An 18518-nucleotide genomic window follows, 5' to 3' on the forward strand; every position below is an offset into this window, starting at 1 on the left:
TACAGGTTTTGTGCCGGTTTCAAGATTGATTTTCGACCTCTTTGTGTAAAAGGATTCCCCCCATGGCCGTACTGCCAGAACTTGAAGCTTTCCTCGAACTCGCCGAGTTCGGCCGTCTCACCGGCAAAAGCCGCCCCATGCACGAACAAACCCCACAACAGGCGCGGATTGACTTCGAAGCCGCTTCAGGCTTCCTCGACGTGACGCTGGATCACATCGCCTGCGAAAACTTCACCATCCCCGCCCGCGACGGTCATAGCCTGCCCGCGCGCCTGTATCGCAACGGCCAGGCGGTCGACGGCCTGCAACCGGTGATGCTGTATTTCCACGGTGGCGGCTACGTGGTCGGCAGCCTCGATTCCCATGACGCGCTGTGCCGTCGCCTCGCGGCGCAGGGCGGCTTCGCCCTGCTGACCGTGGATTACCGCCTGGCGCCGGAATGGAAATTCCCCACCCCGGTTCAGGACGCCTGCGACGCCGGCAACTGGCTGGTACGCGTAGGCGCGACCCACGGCCTGGATGCGTCACGGGTGGCACTGGCCGGCGACAGTGTCGGCGCCACCCTGGCCACGGTGCTGTCGCTGATCGCCGTACGCCAACCCCAGGAACTGGCCCTCAAACCCAAGGCCCAACTGCTGGTCTACCCCGTCACCGACGCTACCACCCACCGCACCTCCCACCGCGATTTCGCCGAAGGGTACCTGCTCGAAACCCCGACCCTGGACTGGTTCTACGCCCACTACGCCCGCACGTCTGCGGATTTGGCCGACTGGCGCTGCTCGCCGTTGCTGGCCGACGATCTGTCGGGCGTGGCCCCGGCGCTGGTGTACCTGGCCGGGCATGATCCGTTGCATGACGAAGGGCTGGCGTATGCCGAGCGGCTGCGGGCGGCGGGGAATGAGGTGACGTTGCTGGAGCAGCCGGGCATGACCCATGACTTCTTGCGCATGGCGGGGTTGTTGGGGGAGGTGGAGGGGATTCACCGGGAAGTGGCGGGGTGGGTGCGTACGCGGTTGTGAAGTAAACGGAAGATCAAAAGATCGCAGCCTGCGGCAGCTCCTACAGGGGACTACGTACTCTTTGTAGGAGCTGCCGCAGGCTGCGATCTTTTTGGTGAGGCCACTGTCGCCATCGCGAGCAGGCTCGCTCCCACAATTGATCTGCATTGAGCCGGGACTTTGCATTCACTGGCAATCCCCTGTGGGAGCGAGCCTGCTCGCGATGCGGTCTCTGTTCGGAGTGTTTGTTTAACGGCCGTCAGCGTTACTTCATGAAAGCCACAGTTTCTTGCGTCGTTGCCTACGGTTACGCCAGAATCCGCCGGCTTGTGCGCCTTGGGGCCGGGTTTTATCGTTTGCCGGTCGCTGAAAAAGACAGCGATCGGGTTTGGTAGCCCGTCCTTCATATGGCGCACAGCGTCACCTTTTAATGGTGACCATGCGCAGGGCACCCTCGGGTGCGCCGGGTTTGCCATATGGGCCGGTCTACCAACCTTCGTATGGTCACCACCCTTCGTTTGGTAGCGAGGGTGATGGCTCCATCAGTCCCATATGGAGTTACATCGATGTTCAAGCCAACACCCAATCCCCCGGAAACCGACTCGGCCACGCCTTTCGACCGCATCCCCTCAGCCGCCGACATCAACGCCACCCCCCGCACACTCGACACCACCTTCATCGTCAACCCCGACCTCGACACCCAAGCCCTGCTGGCCCATGCCTGTGAGTCGCTGGCTTCGGCCAATGTCATGACCCTGGATCTGGCAGATCGCATGGAGGGGACGGGGCGCAATACGCTGCTCGGGATTGCGCAGGTCATCATGTTGGGGGAGCTGGCGGTGAATCGGGCGCTGGATCGGATTGAATCGCCGGATTAGAAGATCAAAAGATCGCAGCCTGCGGCAGCTCCTACAGAGGAATGCCTACATCTGTAGGAGCTGCCGCAGGCTGCGATCTTTTTGGTGAGGCCACTATCGCCATCGCGAGCAGGCTCGCTCCCACAATTGATCTTCAGTGAATCCGGAATTTGCATTCACTGAAGACCCACTGTAGGAGCGAGCCTGCTCGCGATGGCGGCATCACAATCACCGCAAATCCCACAGACAAAAAAATGCCCGCATCTCACGACACGGGCATTTTCATTTCAGCTCAACCGACTCAGAAGTCGTACTTCGCCGTCAGCTGGAAGTTGCGCGGCTCGCCGTAGAAGGTGGTGCCGAAGTTGCCAAGGCCCGTCAGGTACTGCTTGTCGAAGATGTTGTTGGCGTTGGCGGTGAAGCTCAGGTGTTCGTCGTACTGAAAGCGCGTCATCAGGTCGACGAGGGTGTAGCCGCCTTGCTTGAGGTTGACGGTGGCGCCCTGGCCGCTGCCATCGACGCTCGGGTTGAAGGTCTGGCCGTAGAACGCGCTCTGCCAGCTGACGCCGCCACCGACGGTGAACTGGTCCAGCGCGCCGGGCAGGCGGTAGGTGGTGAAGGTGCGGATCACGTGTTCCGGCTTGGTGGTGGCCAGCGGGAAGCCGAAGATGCGCTGTTCGTCCTTGTCACGGGTACGGGCGTAGGTATAGCCCGCCGACAGGTTCCAGCCTTCGGCCAGTTCGCCGGCCATTTCCAGTTCCACGCCGTTGGTGGTGGCGCCGGAGGTTGGCTTGTAGACGTCTTGCCCTGTGGTGGTGTCGGTGGTGACGTACTGGGCGACGTTGTCCTGTTCGATGCGGAAGAAGGCCAGGCTGGCGTTCAGCTTGCCTTCGAAGTAGGCCGCTTTCAGACCGGTCTCGTAGGCGTTGCCTTCCACCGGTTCCAGGGTCTTGCCGCTGGCGTCCTTGTAGATCTGCGGCTGGTAGATGCTGGTGTAGCTGGCGTAGACCGAGTAGGTATTGTCCAGGTCGTAGACCACACCGGCGTAAGGCGTGACCACGCCGTGTTCCTTGTAGCTGGCATGGGTGTCGGCAAGGTTGGCGCCCGGATAGTAGGTGTAGTCCTCGTTGTACTTGTAGGTGCTCACGCGGCCACCGAGGATGAACGACAGATCATCGGTCGGGCGCAGACGCGTAGCCAGGTAGGCGCCGTTCTGGCTCTGGGTGCGCTCGTACTTGCCGTTCTTCGGGAACTCCTGTTTGGCCAGATGGCCTTCCCAGTCGAAGATGTTGCCCGGCACCAGCTGGGAGGCGCTGGTGTCGTAGGTCGCACCGGTCTGCCGGGAATGGGAGGTCATGAAACCTGCCACCAGTTCATGCTCGCGACCGCCCAGGGTGAACGGGCCGGAGACGTTGATGTCAGCGGTGTTCTGTACGCGATGGCCCTCCCAGCGACCCCAGTAGAAGAACATGCCTTCGCCGGTGGCGCGGTCCGGGTTGCCGCCGCTGGCCGAGGCCAGTTGGGTGTCGTGGTCGGTGGTTTTCTGGTCGAGGCTGAACTTGAGTTTCCAGTCGTTGGCCAGCGCCTGTTCCAGGGACGCGAAGTAGGTGGTGCTGTCGAAATCACGACGGCTCCAGTCGGCGCCCGGGTTGAAGCTGCGGGAGAAATCGGTGCGGCCACCGTCGGAAAAGAACGGCGAGTTGCCCGTCCAGGAGCTGCCGCGCGGCGTGGCGCTGGATTTGTCCACGCCGAGGGTCAGCAGGGTGTCGTCGGTCAGGTCGGCTTCGAGAATCCCGTAGTACAGGTCTTTCTTCTGGCTGTAGTGATCGATGTACGAATCCTTGTCCTGATAGGCGCCGACGAAGCGACCGCGTACGTTGCCGGTTTCGGTCAGCGAACCGGAGATGTCGCCTTCGGTGCGGTAGTTGTCCCAGGAACCGACGGTGCCGCTGACCGAGGCCTTGAAGTCCTTGGTCGGCTTCTTGCGCACCAGGTTGACGGTGGCGGACGGATCGCCGGCACCGGTCATCAGGCCGGTCGCGCCCTTGATGACTTCGACGCGGTCCAGGCTGGCGGCGTCGTCGCTGTTGTTCGGGTTTTCCCCGTAGACACCGTCGTAAGGGATGTTGACGCCATCGTATTGAAAGTTGGTGATGGCAAAGCCACGGGCGGAAAACTCGGTACGGTCACTGTCGTACTTTTGCATGGTGACGCCCGGCGTGTTGCGCAGGACATCACCCACGCTCTTTGCGCCCTGGTCGTCCATCAATTGCCGGGTCACCACGGTCACCGATTGCGGGGTTTCGCGGATGGTCAGCGGCAGCTTGGTGGCGGTGGTCGTGGCGCCGGTGGTGTAGGAACCGGTGTCCTCGGTGACCAGGCCCAGGGCCTGGCCGGAAATGGTGGTCGCGCCCAGTTGCAGGCTCGAACCGCCACCGGAAATCAGGGTCACGCTGTTGCCGTTGATCTGGAACGAAATGCCGGTGCCCTTGAGCATCTCGGCCAGGGCCGCGGAAGGCTCCAGGGAACCTGACACCGCACGGGACTTGATACCGGCGACCTGGTCCGGGCTGTAGAGGATCTGCAGGTTGGTCTGCATGCCCAGCTCGGTCAGCGCGCTGGACAGCGGCTGCACGGCGATACTCACGTTGACCGGTGCTGCGTTGGCCATCGTGCTCCCCAGCAAGGTGGCGGTCAGCAAAACGCTGGTCAACAGGGTTCGATGCAGAGAAGGGCGCTGTACGGCCAGCGCGAGAGGTGTGCGGCGTGGAAGGGATCGCATTACTTGCCTGTGCTCCTGGAAAAGTGTCGTGCAGAGTTTTTGTTAATAGGAATGATTATTAAGACGGGGCGTTGGCTGGAAACCGGAAAAGAAATTTCAGAAACTTGCGCATTACCTGTAGGAGCGAGCCTGCTCGCGATGGCGGTGGATCAGTCGCCTTCAATGTTGAAAGTGCTGGCCCTATCGCGAGCAGGCTCGCTCCCACAGGTGAGTGGCGTGATCAGGCGGGTGTCAGCTCCGTGACCACCCGGCCTCTTTCCATGCGCACCAACTGATCCGCCACATCGAAATACCGGTCATCGTGGGAGATCACGATGATGGTCTTGCCCAGGCGTTTGAGGTCCGGCAGCAGCTCGGTGTAGAAGATGCGGCGGAAGGTCGGGTCCTGGTCGGCGGCCCATTCGTCGAACACCAGCACCGGGCGTTCTTCCAGCCAGGCGTTGACCAGCGCCAGGCGCTTGCGCTGGCCGGTGGAGAGGTCGGTGGTGGTGAAGCTGCCGTCCTTGACGCTGACCTTGTGCGCGATTTCCAGGCGTTGCAGGTATTTGTTCGCGTCTTGCGGGATGTGGGTGTCGCCCTGGACCACGTCGTCGAACAGGTAGTAGTCGGCGAAGATGGTGGTGAACAACTGGCGATAGTCGTCGCGGTTGTGCGCGTCGATGGCTTGGCCGTTGACGCGGATCTGCCCGTGTTGCGGCGTGTACAGGCCCAGCAGCAACTTGATCAGCGTCGTCTTGCCGCAACCGTTCTCGCCGACGATGAACGTGATGTCGCCCTGCTTGATCGACAGGTTGACCGGCCCCAGCTGGAACGGCGCGGCACCGTCCACCGAGGGGAAGGCGTAGTGCACGTCCGCCAGTTGCAGCTCTTGCACGACGGGTTTGGCATTGCCTTTGTCGCTGAGCAGCAGGTGCGGTTCAGGGGTAGAAAATTGCTCGGACAGTTCGGCGATACGGCGAAAGGCAATCTGCGCGCGGCTGACGATGGGCAGGGTGCTGATCAAGTGTTCCAGCGGGCCTTTCATGTACAGCAGCACCAGCACGAAACCGCTCATGACGGTTTTGTCGGCGCTCGGCCAGAAGGTTTGCAGCGCCAGGGCCAGGCCGATCACCACGAAGAACAGCATCGAGCCGAAGGTCTTGGCGATGACGAAGGTGTTGATCGAGCGCACCTGGGTGTTGCAGATGAATTCGGCAGTGCCCTTGATCCCGGAGGTGAACATGCGCTGGCGGCGAGGGCGGTGGATGCGCAGTTCCTTGGCGCCTTCGGCGATGGCGTTGTAGTGCTTTTGCAGTTCGTCCTCGGCCTCCCGGGCGGCCATGAAACCCTGCACGCCCTTGCTCTGGGCATAGGCCTGGATGGCAGTGCCGATCAGGATCGCGGCAACCATGATCAGGAACATCGGCCACGACAGGAGCGCCAGGTAACCCATGCAGCCCAGGGTCACGGTGATGGAAATCGCCAGCGGCGCGAAGGCGAAGGCGAAGTCGCTGATGGTGTCGACGTCGTGGGTCAGCACCGGGATCAGGCGGTGGCTGCGATAGCGCTCGATCTGTTCGATCGGCGCCGAGAGTACCTTCTCGCCCAGCTGTTTGCGCAGCCTGGCGATGATGTGTTGGCCGACGTAGTTGGTGCCGATGTCCGAGCAGATCGAACTGGCCAGCGCCAGCAGGCACAGCCCGGCGAACAGCGCGACCACACCCTGGGTCAGGCCGCTTTCGGCGTGCAGGGCTTCGTTGATGGTCGCCAGCAGCACCGTGACGCTCAGGCCACCGACCATGCCCAGGACGATGGACGCGGTGACGATGAGTCGAAAGGGTTTGAGCAGGGCGAACAATTCGCCGATGGCGCCTCGGGTGGGCTGGGTCATGGAAGACAGTTCCTTGGGTCGGAAGGCAGATACCCAGTAGAACGTCTGGTTGCGGGGTTAATTTAGAGGGTGTTACCAACCCCTGTAGGAGCGAGCATGCTCGCGATGGTCGTCAACGATAACGCGGGGTGCCTGACTCCCCGCGGTGCCTGGGCGTCCATCGCGAGCATGCTCGCTCCTACAGGGGGACGGGGGTGCTTTAGAGATCACGCACTACGCGAAAGCCCATCCAGTCGCCACGCTCTTGCGGGTACTGGCTGTTGCGGTTGCCGGAACGGGAGAACACCGGCGCTTCGCCCCAGTCGTTGCCACGGATGCGCACGGCTTCGCAGTTGGGTTCCAGCCAGGCGCTGCCGTCGGTGGGGGCGCCGACGTAGTCGGGGTGTTCGCAATCCTCGACCCACTCGTAGACGTTGCCGTGCATGTCGTACATGCCGAAGGCGTTGGGCGGGTAGCTGCCCACGGGCGAGCTGTAGCTGTAGCCATCCGCCGGGCCGTAGGTATTGGCATGCCTGGCGATGCTGTATTCCTTGCCCTCATCGAACGGGAAGGGGAACGGCCCCTTGGTGCCGCCACGGGCGGCGTATTCGCGCTGGGCTTCGCTGACCATGTGGTACTGCTGCCCGGTCTTTTTCGACAGCCAGGCGACGTAGTGCTTCACGTCGTCGAAGTTCATGCACACCGCCGGCTGGCGCGGGCTCTGCGGGTAGCGCGGTTTGCTGGCGATGCACTCGCGGCCCGGGCGGGTATCGCCATTGGCGATGGTCACGCCGCTCTCCTTGAGGTAGCTGTCCCACTCGCCGGTGGTGATTTGGAAACGGCTCATGGCAAAGGGTTTGGCGAAGGTCACGTCATGCATCGGGCCTTCATCGGGCTCGCGGCCGACTTCGTCGTCGGGGGTGCCCATGGTGAACGTGCCGGCGGGCAGCACGACCATTTCGGGGCAGTTGCGGCAGTCCTTGAAGACCTTGCCCGGTGGGGGCGGGGTGGCGGCTTGTGCAGTAGTCGACAGGAAGGCAACCGCAAGGGCGGAGAAGGTCAACGAATAAAGGGTCATGAGTCATCTCGATTAAATGATACGACCCCTGTAGGAGCGAGCCTGCTCGCGATGGACGTCAACGATGACGCGGGGTGTCTGACTCTCCGCGGTGTTCCGGCGACCATCGCGAGCAGGCTCGCTCCTACAGGGGGTAGCGGCGCTATGCGATCTTGTTTAGCAGGGCCATGAAGCGGTCGATTTCGCTTTCGCTGTTGAGCAGGCCCGGGGCGATGCGCACCACGGGGCCGGCGTCGCGCTCCACCGCATCGCAGACCACGCGGTGTTGCATCAGGCCGCTGGCGACTTTCTCGCAGTCCTGCTGCTTGACCCGGAAGAAGGTGAAACCGGCGGACAGCTGCGGGCTTTGCGGCGTCACCAGTTCGATCCGTGATTGCTCCAGCAGGCGGTTCTTGGCGTAGGTGTTGAGTGCGTGGATGCGCGCTTGCACCTCGGCCTTGCCCAGGTCCAGGTGCAGGTGCAGCTTGAAGGCTTCGTCCGCTGCCCAGCGATATTCGAAACTGTGGTAGCCACCGGGGGTCATGATGGTCGAAAAGGTGGTGGCTTCGGAGAAGGTCGGAATGATCGGCGTGACGTCCTTGACCTCGGCCGAGCGGGCACAAACGATCCCGGTGCCGCGAGGGCCGAACATCCATTTGTGGGTGCCGGCGATGAAGAAGTCGCAGTGCATCTCGGGAAAGTCGAGGTTCTCGACGCCGAAACCGTGCACCCCGTCGACCACATACAGGATGCGGTCCTTCTCATCGCGCTTGCGGTTCAACTCCTCGACCAGCTTGCCGATTTCGCCGATGGGCAGCTTCACGCCACTGCCCGATTGCACCCAGGTCATGCCCAGTACGCGGGTCTCGGGGCGAATGCCCTTGGTGATGGAACCTAGCACTTCATCCACGGAAATATCGCGGCTGTTCTCGAACAGCTTGAGCTTGCGCACCTTCGTGCCTTGCCGCTGCTGGCGGTATTCCAGGGTGTAATTGGTGGAGTAATGCTCGTGTTCGCTGACGAGGATTTCCTGATCCGCGCGCACATGGATGCCGCCGTAGATTATCGCCAGGCCTTCGGTGGTGCTGCCGGTGAGGGCGATCTGCTCAGGCGTTGCGTTGAGGTAACGAGCGGCCCAGACCCGCACGTTGTGCTCGCGTTTTTCGGTTTCCTGCAGGTCCCAGTCCATGGCGCGGCCGGGGTTGCGGTCGATGTTGGCGCGGTGCATGTCGATGGCGTTGCGCACCGGTGTCGGGTGCGAAGTCACCAGGAAGTTGGCGAAGTGCAGGTAGTCCGGGTCCTGGTTGAACAGCTGGCGTAATTGCGCCCATTTGCCCTTGGGTAACGACGGCGGATTGCTGGCCAATGCCGGCAGATTCACGCCGGCAGTCAGGGGCAGGCCGGCGGCGAGAATGCCGGCCTGTTTGAGGAATGAACGACGGTTGGTCATGGCTTGGGGTTCGCTTGGCAAAAGGGGCTTCAGTTTTTGGCGACGGGCCGGGCGGACTTCTCGACCTGGTCCCAGACCCGCAGGAAGTTGCCGCCCCAGAGCTTGGCGATGTCCGCTTCGCTGTAGCCACGGCTGATCAGTTCGGCGGTCACGTTGCGCACTTCACTGACGTCTTTCCAGCCGTCGAGGCCGCCGCCGTCGTTGAAGTCCGAACTGATGCCGACATGGTCGATGCCGATTTTCTTCACCGCGTAATCAATCGCGTCGCCGTAGTCCTTGAGGGTGGCCTTGGGTTCTTCGTCGACGATGGCGTAGAGCTGGCTGGCGTACTCGCCAAAACGCTGCTCGGGCCACACGGTGATGATCGGGTCGCCCGGCATCAAGGCCATTTCCAGGCCTTGCAGCGGTTGCAGGTCGAAGCGCGCGCGCAGGGCGTTGAGCTTGTCCTGGGTGGCCTGGCTCAACGGCTTGATATAGGTGGGGAAGCCGACAATCTGCACCACGCCGCCGCTGTCCTTGATCAGCTGCATTTCGTGATCGCTCAGGTTGCGCGGGATGTCCACCAGGCCACGGGGCGCGGAGTGGGAAGCGACCATCGGCGTGCGGCTCAGGCGGGCGACCTGTTCCAGGGCCTTGGTCGACATCTGCGAGACGTCGATGATCACCCCGAGATCGTTGAGGCGATGCACCGCCTGCCTGCCGATCTCTGAAAGGCCGCCGAGGGCGTCCCGGGAATCGTTGAAGAACGGCAATGGCCGCGACGAATCGGCCCAGGCGTTGTTGCCCACATAGCTGAAGCCGAACATGCGCATGCCCCGGGCCGCCCATTTGTCCAGGGCGTTGAGGTCGTTGCCCAGCGGGTAGGCGTTGAGCATGCTCATGAAAATCGCGAACTTGCCTTCGCCGTGCAGGCGGCGAAAGTCCTCGGGGGTGTAGGCGATGGCGACCTGGTTGGGGTAGTCACGGACCAGGGCGCTGATGATCTTGTAGCGGGTTTCCTGCTCGAAGCGCGCTTCTTCGATGAACCCGGCGGTAGGGCGGTGCGGCGCGTTGGGGCCGTTCCAGATTTCCGGCCAGCCGAAGATCGTCAACGCCGCGCCGGACAGGCGCCCACGCCCGGTCTTGACCAGGTCGAACTGGCCGCTGCCGTCCTTGTCTGCCTCGTTGCCGGCGGTGCCGAAGTCCATGGGCACGGTGATGTGGCTGTCGAACGAGAGCAGGCGTTCATGCAGTTCATCGGCCTGCTTCATCACCTTGACCGGATAACCGGGGTTGCCTTTGAACCAGTAGTCCCAGGCCGCGAAGCCTGCCCCGGCGCTGATCGCCAGGGCCAGCGGCAGGCCGATGAAAAGAGCCTTTTTCGAGCGTGGTTTTGTCATTGCCGTCTCAGTCAGTTCGCCGCCCGGTTGTGGGCGTAGGGGGCTTTGCTATCTGGGATGGACGAGTCAGTGGGGGAGGAATTTAGTGTTTGTGCCGACGCCATCGCGAGCAGGCTCGCTCCCACAGGGGATCTTCAGTGTTCACTCGGTCAATGTGGGAGCGAGCCTGCTCGCGATGCTCTTTAAATTTCGGGGGGCAACAAACGTTCTAGCTGGGATAAAGCCTGCTCCATGGCTGACACAGGTAGGGCAATGACGATTTCTCGACGATGGTTCATGGCGGGCCTGGCGCTGACCGGCGCGGCGGTGCCTGCGGCCTTTTATGGGCATCGCCAATGGACGAAACCGGACCCGACGATCACCCCCGGCGAAGCGACCTTCGATGTCGCGGACGTGGCCGGCCAGCGTCTGGCCGATTCGCTGCGCGGGGTCTGGCAGATCCGTTTCGAAGGGCGCGATGCCGGGCTTGAAGGCTTGCCCACGGACGGCCTGGAAGTGTTTCTCGACATAGGCCACAAGGGTCGCGGGCTGATCGGCTTTCTCGATACCGCCGAGCGTTTGCGTTCCAGTGAAGCGCCACGTTTTCGGGTGCTCGGCGATCTGGCCGGGGCCAAATCGGCGCAATTGAGTTGGCGGTTGCTCAGCGCCAATGGCAGCTGCGACTACGAATTCAGCATGGCGCTGGACGAAGTCTGGGCCACATTCGGCAACGCCGGCAGCGGCTCGTTGAGCGGGCGGGTGCTGGATCTGGATCGGCCGTTGATGCTGACCGCCCAGGACAATCGCTTTATCGCCGTCAAGCGGGTATTCCCCGAAGCGCGAGAGCGCACCGGGCTGGGCGCGCCGTTGCTGGCCTGGCTGACGTCCGCCGAGCATCGTCTGTTTCACCAGCTCTGGCATGCGTCCAGGGACAAATGGCACACCTTGCCCGAAGACAAGCGCGACGCCTTGCGCGGCATCGGCTGGCAGCCCGGCCCCAGGGGCAAGGAGCGGGATGCCCGTGGCGCGCGCAAGGACCGCAATGGCTCGGGCGTGGATTTTTTCTTCATGCACCGGCACATGTTGGGCACCGCGCGTTCGATGCAGGATTTGCCCTCGTGGACGCAATTTCCCTTGCCGCAACCGGAGCTGGCGAGGGATCGCACTGGCTTCGCCAATTACTTCGACAACCACGACGGTACCGCGCTGCCTCCGACCTGGCTGGCCGAAGACGATGACGAGTACTCGCAGTGGGTCAGCGACATCAAGACCGCCGAGACCTATCACAGCAATTTCCAGGTCTGGGAGTCGCAGTACCGCGACCCGCGTTATCTGTCGAAGTTGACCTTGGGGCAGTTTGGTTCAGAGGTGGAGCTGGGGCTGCACGACTGGTTGCACATGCGCTGGGCCTCGGTACCTCGCGATCCGTCCAATGGCCAGCCGGTGCCGTTCGCCCGTGATCCATCGGACTTTTCCGCGCGCTGGTTCGCGCCGGAAAACGACTTCCTCGGCGACCCGTTTTCGTCCCATGTCAGCCCGGTGTTCTGGCACTTCCACGGCTGGATCGACGACCGCCTGGAAGACTGGTTCCGTGCCCATGAGCGCTTTCATCCGGGGGAGGTCAGCCGGCTTGAAGTCAACGGCGTGCCGTGGTTCGCCCCGGGACGCTGGGTTGAAGTCGACGACCCGTGGCTGGGACCGGACACCCATGGTTGCAGCACCACGCCGGGGTTGCAGGCGGGGCGGTCGGTGGAAATGGACCCGGAGACCATGAAGCTGGCGCTGCGGATTACCTTTGGCGAGGATGAAAAGAAGCTCGAGGATCTGTTCAGGAAGGTGCCGCAGCGGCCTTGGTATGCGCGGAATCTGAAGGCCAAGGCTTAAAGCAAGAGATCGCAGCCTCGTTTCCCTCGATAGTTCCTACAGGGAATCTGCGGCGCCCGCGAATTCCGTGGGCGGGTCTCACCACTGATCGGAAAGGCCAGTCGGACTGTTATTTCTGTCAGTAGTCATCGAGCCTTTCATGAGGCTTGATGTTTCTCATCGCTGCACAATCCTGTGGATTTGGCGAAAACCCTGTGCCGTTCAACCCCGTGGAAGGACATCTGTCATGACTTCAACAACAAGCAGTTCCGGGTTCGTCGAATTCGAGTCACTCCCTGAACCGAGGATTTTTTTTGTCGGGACTCAAGCGACATATGAGGTTTCCGGCGTTTTTTTTCCGGCTCTTTTCAAGTTGAACCCCAATGGCCTTGTAGTGGGCATGGATAACATTGACGGAATGGAAGATGGCGGAGAAATCCACCTGTGTTTGAGCAGTGAGCAGGGCACGACCAGTATCGTTCACTTTTATGATGAGGAAGATGACTATCAGGGTGTTGGCGTGACGAAAGAACAAGCCCTGGTCCATCAAGGTCAACAAGTAACTGTGACCTATACCGCGTTCATTGGAGGAGTAGGCTGGCCTTCCTTAACCGCTCAATTCACCATTGCTACAGATAACCTGGACCTTGAAAAACTTCCTCATGTTTTGCCCCTTGATGCACAAAACAATGTTCTGAAGCTTCATTTAATTGAGGCTCAAGGGGGCGCCAGATTTCAAATTCCTCCAATCGAAGGTATACATCGCGGGACTCAAATGACAGTTACGCTGTTTAGCGGAAGTTTGCAGTTCACCGTCGGTCGGGTTATTTCGACGACACCGGCGGTGGGACTTAAGCTCCTGGTTCCTTTTCATCAGGCCGCAGCATTTTTGGGGCGGGAGGTTTCTTATTCCTATGCAATTCAGTTGCTGCCAGATGTTGTTTATAACCGTCTAGCTCCTGGCACTTTCATCGTTGAGCCTTAATCAGCCTGCTGCCGACAGATCGCTTATTTCTCCGGGGTAACCGGATTCAGGTATCGCGTCCGGTTCCTTCAATCGATTGCCATCCCCCTCCCAACGCCTTGTACAACGCAATACTCGCCTGTAACCGCGCCAACCGCAGCTGCACATTCAAATCCTGCGCCGCATACAGCGTGCGCTGTGTCTCCAGTACCGTCAGCAAATCCTCGGCGCCGGCCTGATAACGGCTTTGCGCAATGTCAAACGCCGTCTGCGCCTGGCGCAATTCCTCGCCTTGCCACTGCCGCTGTTCATCCAGCCCGCGAATGCTGTTCAGGGCTTTTTCCACGTCGGCAAAGCCGTTGATGATCGCGCCGCGATAGGTTTCCAGCAGTTCCTGCTGGCGGGCCACGGCCTTGTCGCGTTCGGCCCCCAGGCGACCGTTGTTGAACACCGGCGCCAGCAGCCCGGCGGTGAGATTGTAGAAAGGGCTGCGCAGGATATCGCTGGCGCGGTCGGCGCCGGAGCCGATTTCCGCGGTGAGGGTCAGGGTCGGCAGCATGGCGGCGCGAGCCACGGTGACGTCGGCCTGGGCGGCGGCCAGTTCGGCTTCGGCCCTGGCGATGTCCGGGCGACGGCTGAGCAGTTGGCTGGGCACGCCGGCGTCAATGGCCGGCCACGAAAACTGATCGAAGCGTTCCTGGCCCAGGGGCAGTTCCTGTAACGGTCGGCCGAGCAGGGCGGCGAGGCTGATCTGCGCTTCCCGGGCCTGTTGCTGCACCAGCGGCAATTGTCGTTGCTGCGCCGCCACCAGGCTTTTCTGTTGCGCCAGTTCCAGGGCCGTCGCCGAGCCTGAATCAAAGCGGGTCTGCACCAGCTTCAAAACGTTTTGCGCATTGGCCAGGTTCAGCTCGGCAATGCGGCTCTGCTCCTGTAGCGACAACGCTTGCGCATAGGTATTGGCGACGCCGCTGAGCAAGGTCAACTCCACCGTCGCCCGGTCGAATTCGCTGGCTTGCAAGGCGAACTGCGCACTGTCGCGGGAGGCGCGCTGGCCGCCCCAGAAATCGATTTCATAACTGGCAGTGAGGTTGGCGGTGAAGTAGTCCACCGCGTCGTTATCGCTGTCGGCATCGAGTTGGCTATAGCCATTGCCGCGCAGCAACTTCTGCCGGTTGGCGTTCAACCCGGCCTCGACCTCCGGCAGTTGCGAGCCACCGGCAACCACCGTTTCGGCCTGTGCCTGTCGGACTCGGGCAATGGCGGCAGCCAGGTCATGACTGCCGAGCCGGGCCTGTTCCACCAGACGCTCCAGCTGCGGGCTGCCGAAGCGGGTCCACCATTGCGCGTTGCCGGGCATGGCATTCTGGGTGTGCGGCGATTGCCAGGAAGAGGGCGGGACGATGCCGCCGTCCGGACGCTGGGCAGGTGTGCCACAGGCGCCGAGCAGCAGGCAGAGGGTCAGCAAACTCAGTTGCGGCTTCATCGAAAAATCATTCACTGGTCAGGGCCGTCACCGGATCGAGTCGGGCAGCTTTGCGGGCCGGCATGAAGCCGAAAACAACACCGGTGACCAGCGCGCAACCGAACGCGCCCAGCACCGCTATCAGGGAAAACGCGACGGCGACTTCGCTGAGGATCAGCACGCCGCCGACGATCAGCGCCAGGGCGATCCCGGTCAGCCCGCCGACCACCGAGAGCATCACCGCTTCGGTGAGGAACTGGCGCAGGATGTCCCGCTGGCGGGCGCCGGTGGCCATGCGGATGCCGATCTCGCGGGTCCGTTCGCGCACGGTCATGAGCATGATGTTCATCACTCCGATACCGCCCACCAGCAGCGAAATCGCCGCAATGGAACCGAGCATCAGCGACAGGGTGTTTTGCGTGCGCGCTTCGGCCTGGATCATCGCCGCGTTGTTGGTCAGTTCGAAATCCTTCTTGCCGTTGTGCAGGCGCAGCATCAGCTGTTCGATCGCGTGCTCGGTCTCTTTGACCTTGCGTGCATCGGCGGCGGCAATCGCGATGTACTCGGGATTGTGGCTGCCAAACAGCCGCACACTCGCCGCGGAGTAGGGGATGGCGATGCGGTCGTCGCTGTCGGAGTCGCCGGAGCTGGCGCCTTTTTCCGCCAGCACGCCCACCACCTGGAACGGCACGTTCTCAATCAGGATGTACTGGCCGATGGGGTTGGCCACGTCCTTGAGCAATTTGGTGCGCACCTTGTGCCCGATCACGGCCACCGCCGCGGCGTTCTGTTCGTCGGTCTCGGTGAAGTAGCTGCCTTCGACCACCGGCCAGTTGAAGATCGCCGGGAAGTTAGTGTCGTTGCCACCGACATAGCTCAGGTGATCGAGGTTGCCGAAACGCACCCCGGCTTCCTGGCCGTTGACCGGCATGATCCGCATCACCTGCGGCAGGCTGCCCACCGCCCTGACCTCATCCAGGGTGATGATGCCCAGTGGCGTTCGCGGGTTGGGCGCCGAGCCGCTGAGGTAAATGATGTTGGAACCGAAGGCGCCCATCTGCGCCATGACCTGGCGCTTGCTGCCCTCGCCAACGGCGAGCATCACCACCACCGAAGCCACGCCGATGATGATCCCGAGCAAGGTCAGCGCGGTGCGGAACTTGTTGATCCACATCACCCGCCAGGCCGCCTGCACCGCATCGACCAGTTCGCCTTTCCAGGCGCCGTTGGCTTGCGCGCCTTCACTCAGGCGCTTGCGCAGGTCCACTGCCTGCAAGGCGCCGGCATTGGCCGAGTGCTGTACGGCGGGATTGTCCCGGGCGCTGTCGCTGATGATCAGGCCGTCGCGGATCTCGATGATGCGCTTGGCCCGCGCCGCGACTTCGCGGTCGTGGGTGATCAGGATGACCACATGGCCCTGGCACGCCAGTTCGTCGAGCAGCGCCATGACTTCCTTGCCGCTGTGGCTGTCGAGGGCGCCGGTGGGTTCGTCGGCGAGAATGATGTGGCCGCCGTTCATCAAGGCGCGGGCGATGGACACCCGTTGCTGCTGGCCACCGGAAAGCTGGTGCGGACGGTTGGCGGTGCGGGTGGCCAGGCCCAGGCGATCGAGCAGGGCGGCGGCGCGGGTGTGGCGTTCGGCGGCCGGGGTGCCGGCGTAGATCGCCGGCATCTCGACGTTTTCCTGGGCCGAGCCGGACGGGATCAGGTGGTAGCCCTGGAACACGAAGCCGAAGGCTTCACGGCGCAGCCACGCCAGCTCATCACTGTCCAGGGCGGCGACGTTTTCCCCGGCGAAGCGGTACTCGCCCGAGGTCGGGCGGTCGAGGCAGCCGAGGATGTTCATCAGGGTCGACTTGCCGGAACCGGAGGCGCCGACGATCGCCACGAACTCGCCGGCATGGATCGACAGGTCGATCCCGCGCAGCACGTGAACTTCAGGGGCGTCGCCACCGCCGTAAGCCTTGCGGATGTCCGACAGTTCGATCAGGGGCGTGTGCATTCAACCGCCACTCCCGTCGGCCGGGCCGATCAACAGGTGATCGCCTTCCTGCAGGCCGTCGAGGATCTGCACCCGCAGACGATCGCTGATGCCGGTGCGCACGGCGCGCTGTTCGACGTTGCCGTTTTGCGCGACCACTTGTGCCGTCTGTTGGTCGTCCCGGGCGCCGGCCTGCAAAGCGGCAAGCGGTGCGGTCAGCACGTTCTGCGCCTGATCGGCGACGAAAAACACCTGGGCGGTCATCTCGGCCATCAGCGCATTGTCGGCGTTGTCGACGTCCAGCAGCACGGTGTACAGCACTACCCGGGCGCTGCCGCTCTTGCTCGAACTGGCGGGGCTGCCGCCGCCCTGGCTGGCTTGATCGAGGGGTTTGGGCGGCACCGGCAGAATCTGCCGCACGGTGCTTTTCCAGCGCCGGGTGCCGCCGCTGAGGGTGGTGAACCAGGCGTTCATGCCGGGTTTGACGTGGCCGATGTCGGCTTCGGAAACCTCGGCCCACACGGTCATCGGCGACAGCCTGGCGATGCGCAGGATCAGCGGTGTCTGCTGCTGGGCATTGAGGGTCTGGCCCTCGCGGGCGTCGAGGGCGACCACGGTGCCGGACATCGGCGCGTAGATCCGCGTGTAACCGAGTTCGGCCTGATCACTGCGCAGGCTGGCCTGGGCCTGGCGGATCTGTGCCTGGAACATGTCGATGCGCGCCTGGGTGGCGCGCAGTTCGGCCTGGGCGGTCTGCACATCCTCTTCACGGGTGGCGCCGCCCGCCTTGAGGTTCTGTTGGCGCTGGAATTTCTGCCGCGCCAGTTCGTGCAACGCGCGCTGCTCTTCGAGCTGCGCCTTGAGGTTTTCAATGGAAAAACGCCCCGCGTCGAGCTTGGCCTGTTGCGTGGACGGATCGATTTCCACCAGCAGCTGGCCTTCTTTTACCACGTCGCCGACTTCCACATGGATCTTGTGGATCTGCCCGGACGCCTGGGCGCCGACATCGACATAGCGCCGCGGTTGCAGGGTGCCCAGGGCGGTGACGCTGCTTTCGATATCGCCACGGCTGACTTGCACGGTGGCGAACCGGTCGCGACCGGGCGGGATGAATTGCCAGGCGGCGACGGCGACAACGGGGATCAGGCTGAGTGCTACAAGCAGGGCGCGTCGGGTCTGACGGGGACGTTTCATGCAGGGTTCCAGAACGGGTGGACACTGCCGTGGAGTTGGCAGGGACGGGGAGCTGTCCTGTAAACGATGGATGGGGTGGGGAATTTAGGTTTGGAAATAGGGTGCAACAGCAACTGTGGGAGCGAGCTTGCTCGCGAAGGCGGCCTTCGGGCCGACCTGGCTTTTGTTGACTGAGTACATATCCATTGCTTTGGTAACGGCGACCTATGGTTTCGCCCTTACGGCGAGTCACTTTTAACAAACGCCCGGAGTGCCGGCCCAGTTAAAAGTAACCAAAAACGCTCGCCCCGGCGTCCGGCCCCTCGCTAAAGCTCGGCGTTCCTTCGCTGCGGCATTCATCCGGGGGCATCGCCTCCGGTTTGCTTCGCTGCACCTCCTCTCGATGTGTGCGGCTTCGCCGCACGGCGCTACGCGCCTTCCCCCCGGATGAACGCCTCCACTCAGCCTGCCGAAGGGGCGGGTGGATCAAGATCAAAAGCCGCCGAGGCGAGCTACCGCTCGGCCTGATGGTTGGCGCGGTTCTCTGTAGGAACTGCCGAAGGCTGCGATCTTTTGATCTTGCTATTGAAAATCAAAAGATCGCAGCCTCGTTGCACTCGACAGCTCCTACAGGTCCGCAGGTGGACGCCTACCTGTGGGAGCTGACTTGTCGGGTCGCCGCATCGCAGCGAAGGCGGCCTTACAGCCGACCTGATTTCACGGA

At 62.5% G+C, this 18518-nt stretch carries 12 protein-coding genes; 4 read left to right on the forward strand and 8 right to left on the reverse strand.

All coding sequences use genetic code 11. The features are described from left to right. The first annotated feature begins 62 nt into the window (after positions 1-62). Together ABTV29_RS09055 and ABTV29_RS09060 are read left to right on the forward strand one after the other, a co-directional pair. Entirely contained in the window at positions 63-1019 is a 957-nt protein-coding gene (locus ABTV29_RS09055) for an alpha/beta hydrolase (RefSeq protein WP_433769748.1), read from the forward strand. A 545-nt stretch (positions 1020-1564) separates the two neighbouring features. Then, on the forward strand, positions 1565-1876 hold the full coding sequence (locus ABTV29_RS09060; protein WP_433769749.1) for a DUF6124 family protein: 312 nt from the start codon (positions 1565-1567) through the stop codon (positions 1874-1876). A 280-nt stretch (positions 1877-2156) separates the two neighbouring features. Here ABTV29_RS09060 and ABTV29_RS09065 read toward each other — a convergent pair whose 3' ends face one another. The 5 genes from ABTV29_RS09065 to pvdM all read right to left on the reverse strand — a co-directional run bounded on the left by ABTV29_RS09065 (position 2157) and on the right by pvdM (position 10372). After that, the gene (locus ABTV29_RS09065) at positions 2157-4637 is read right to left on the reverse strand and encodes a TonB-dependent siderophore receptor (protein ID WP_433769750.1); all 2481 of its coding nucleotides are present in this window, start codon (positions 4635-4637) and stop codon (positions 2157-2159) included. A gap of 220 nt (positions 4638-4857) precedes the next feature. After that, the gene (locus ABTV29_RS09070; protein ID WP_433769751.1) at positions 4858-6507 is read right to left on the reverse strand and encodes a cyclic peptide export ABC transporter; all 1650 of its coding nucleotides are present in this window, start codon (positions 6505-6507) and stop codon (positions 4858-4860) included. Positions 6508-6706: 199 nt separating this feature from the next. Continuing rightward, positions 6707-7564: a dihydropyoverdine dehydrogenase gene (pvdO, locus tag ABTV29_RS09075; protein ID WP_433769752.1), complete on the reverse strand. Its 858-nt coding sequence runs from the start codon at positions 7562-7564 to the stop codon at positions 6707-6709. Between the two features lie 142 nt (positions 7565-7706). Continuing rightward, positions 7707-8993 carry an aminotransferase class V-fold PLP-dependent enzyme gene (locus ABTV29_RS09080; RefSeq protein ID WP_433769753.1) on the reverse strand — a complete coding sequence of 429 codons (1287 nt, stop codon included), beginning with the start codon at positions 8991-8993 and terminating at the stop codon, positions 7707-7709. 29 nt (positions 8994-9022) lie between these two features. Then, a complete protein-coding gene (gene pvdM / locus ABTV29_RS09085; protein ID WP_433769754.1) occupies positions 9023-10372 on the reverse strand; it encodes a pyoverdine-tailoring dipeptidase-like protein PvdM in 1350 nt (449 codons plus the stop codon). Positions 10373-10624: 252 nt separating this feature from the next. Here pvdM and pvdP point away from each other — a divergent pair, with 252 nt between their 5' ends. Both pvdP and ABTV29_RS09095 read left to right on the forward strand, forming a co-directional pair. Beyond that, a complete protein-coding gene (gene pvdP, locus ABTV29_RS09090; RefSeq protein ID WP_433769755.1) occupies positions 10625-12235 on the forward strand; it encodes a pyoverdine maturation tyrosinase PvdP in 1611 nt (536 codons plus the stop codon). A 226-nt stretch (positions 12236-12461) separates the two neighbouring features. After that, a complete protein-coding gene (locus tag ABTV29_RS09095; protein WP_433769756.1) occupies positions 12462-13199 on the forward strand; it encodes a hypothetical protein in 738 nt (245 codons plus the stop codon). A gap of 46 nt (positions 13200-13245) precedes the next feature. On the opposite strand, the gene ABTV29_RS09100 is transcribed toward ABTV29_RS09095, so the two are convergent. The 3 genes from ABTV29_RS09100 to ABTV29_RS09110 are packed head-to-tail and all read right to left on the reverse strand — an operon-like array spanning position 13246 to position 17815. Then, a complete protein-coding gene (locus ABTV29_RS09100; RefSeq protein ID WP_433769757.1) occupies positions 13246-14661 on the reverse strand; it encodes an efflux transporter outer membrane subunit in 1416 nt (471 codons plus the stop codon). A 7-nt stretch (positions 14662-14668) separates the two neighbouring features. Continuing rightward, entirely contained in the window at positions 14669-16642 is a 1974-nt protein-coding gene (locus tag ABTV29_RS09105; protein ID WP_433769758.1) for a MacB family efflux pump subunit, read from the reverse strand. Next, positions 16643-17815, reverse strand: a complete 1173-nt coding sequence (locus ABTV29_RS09110) for an efflux RND transporter periplasmic adaptor subunit (RefSeq protein WP_433769759.1) — start codon at positions 17813-17815, stop codon at positions 16643-16645. Between the last annotated feature and the right edge of the window lie 703 nt (positions 17816-18518).

The sequence above is a fragment of the Pseudomonas putida genome (assembly GCF_050989985.1).
Taxonomy (GTDB): domain Bacteria; phylum Pseudomonadota; class Gammaproteobacteria; order Pseudomonadales; family Pseudomonadaceae; genus Aquipseudomonas; species Aquipseudomonas putida_AI.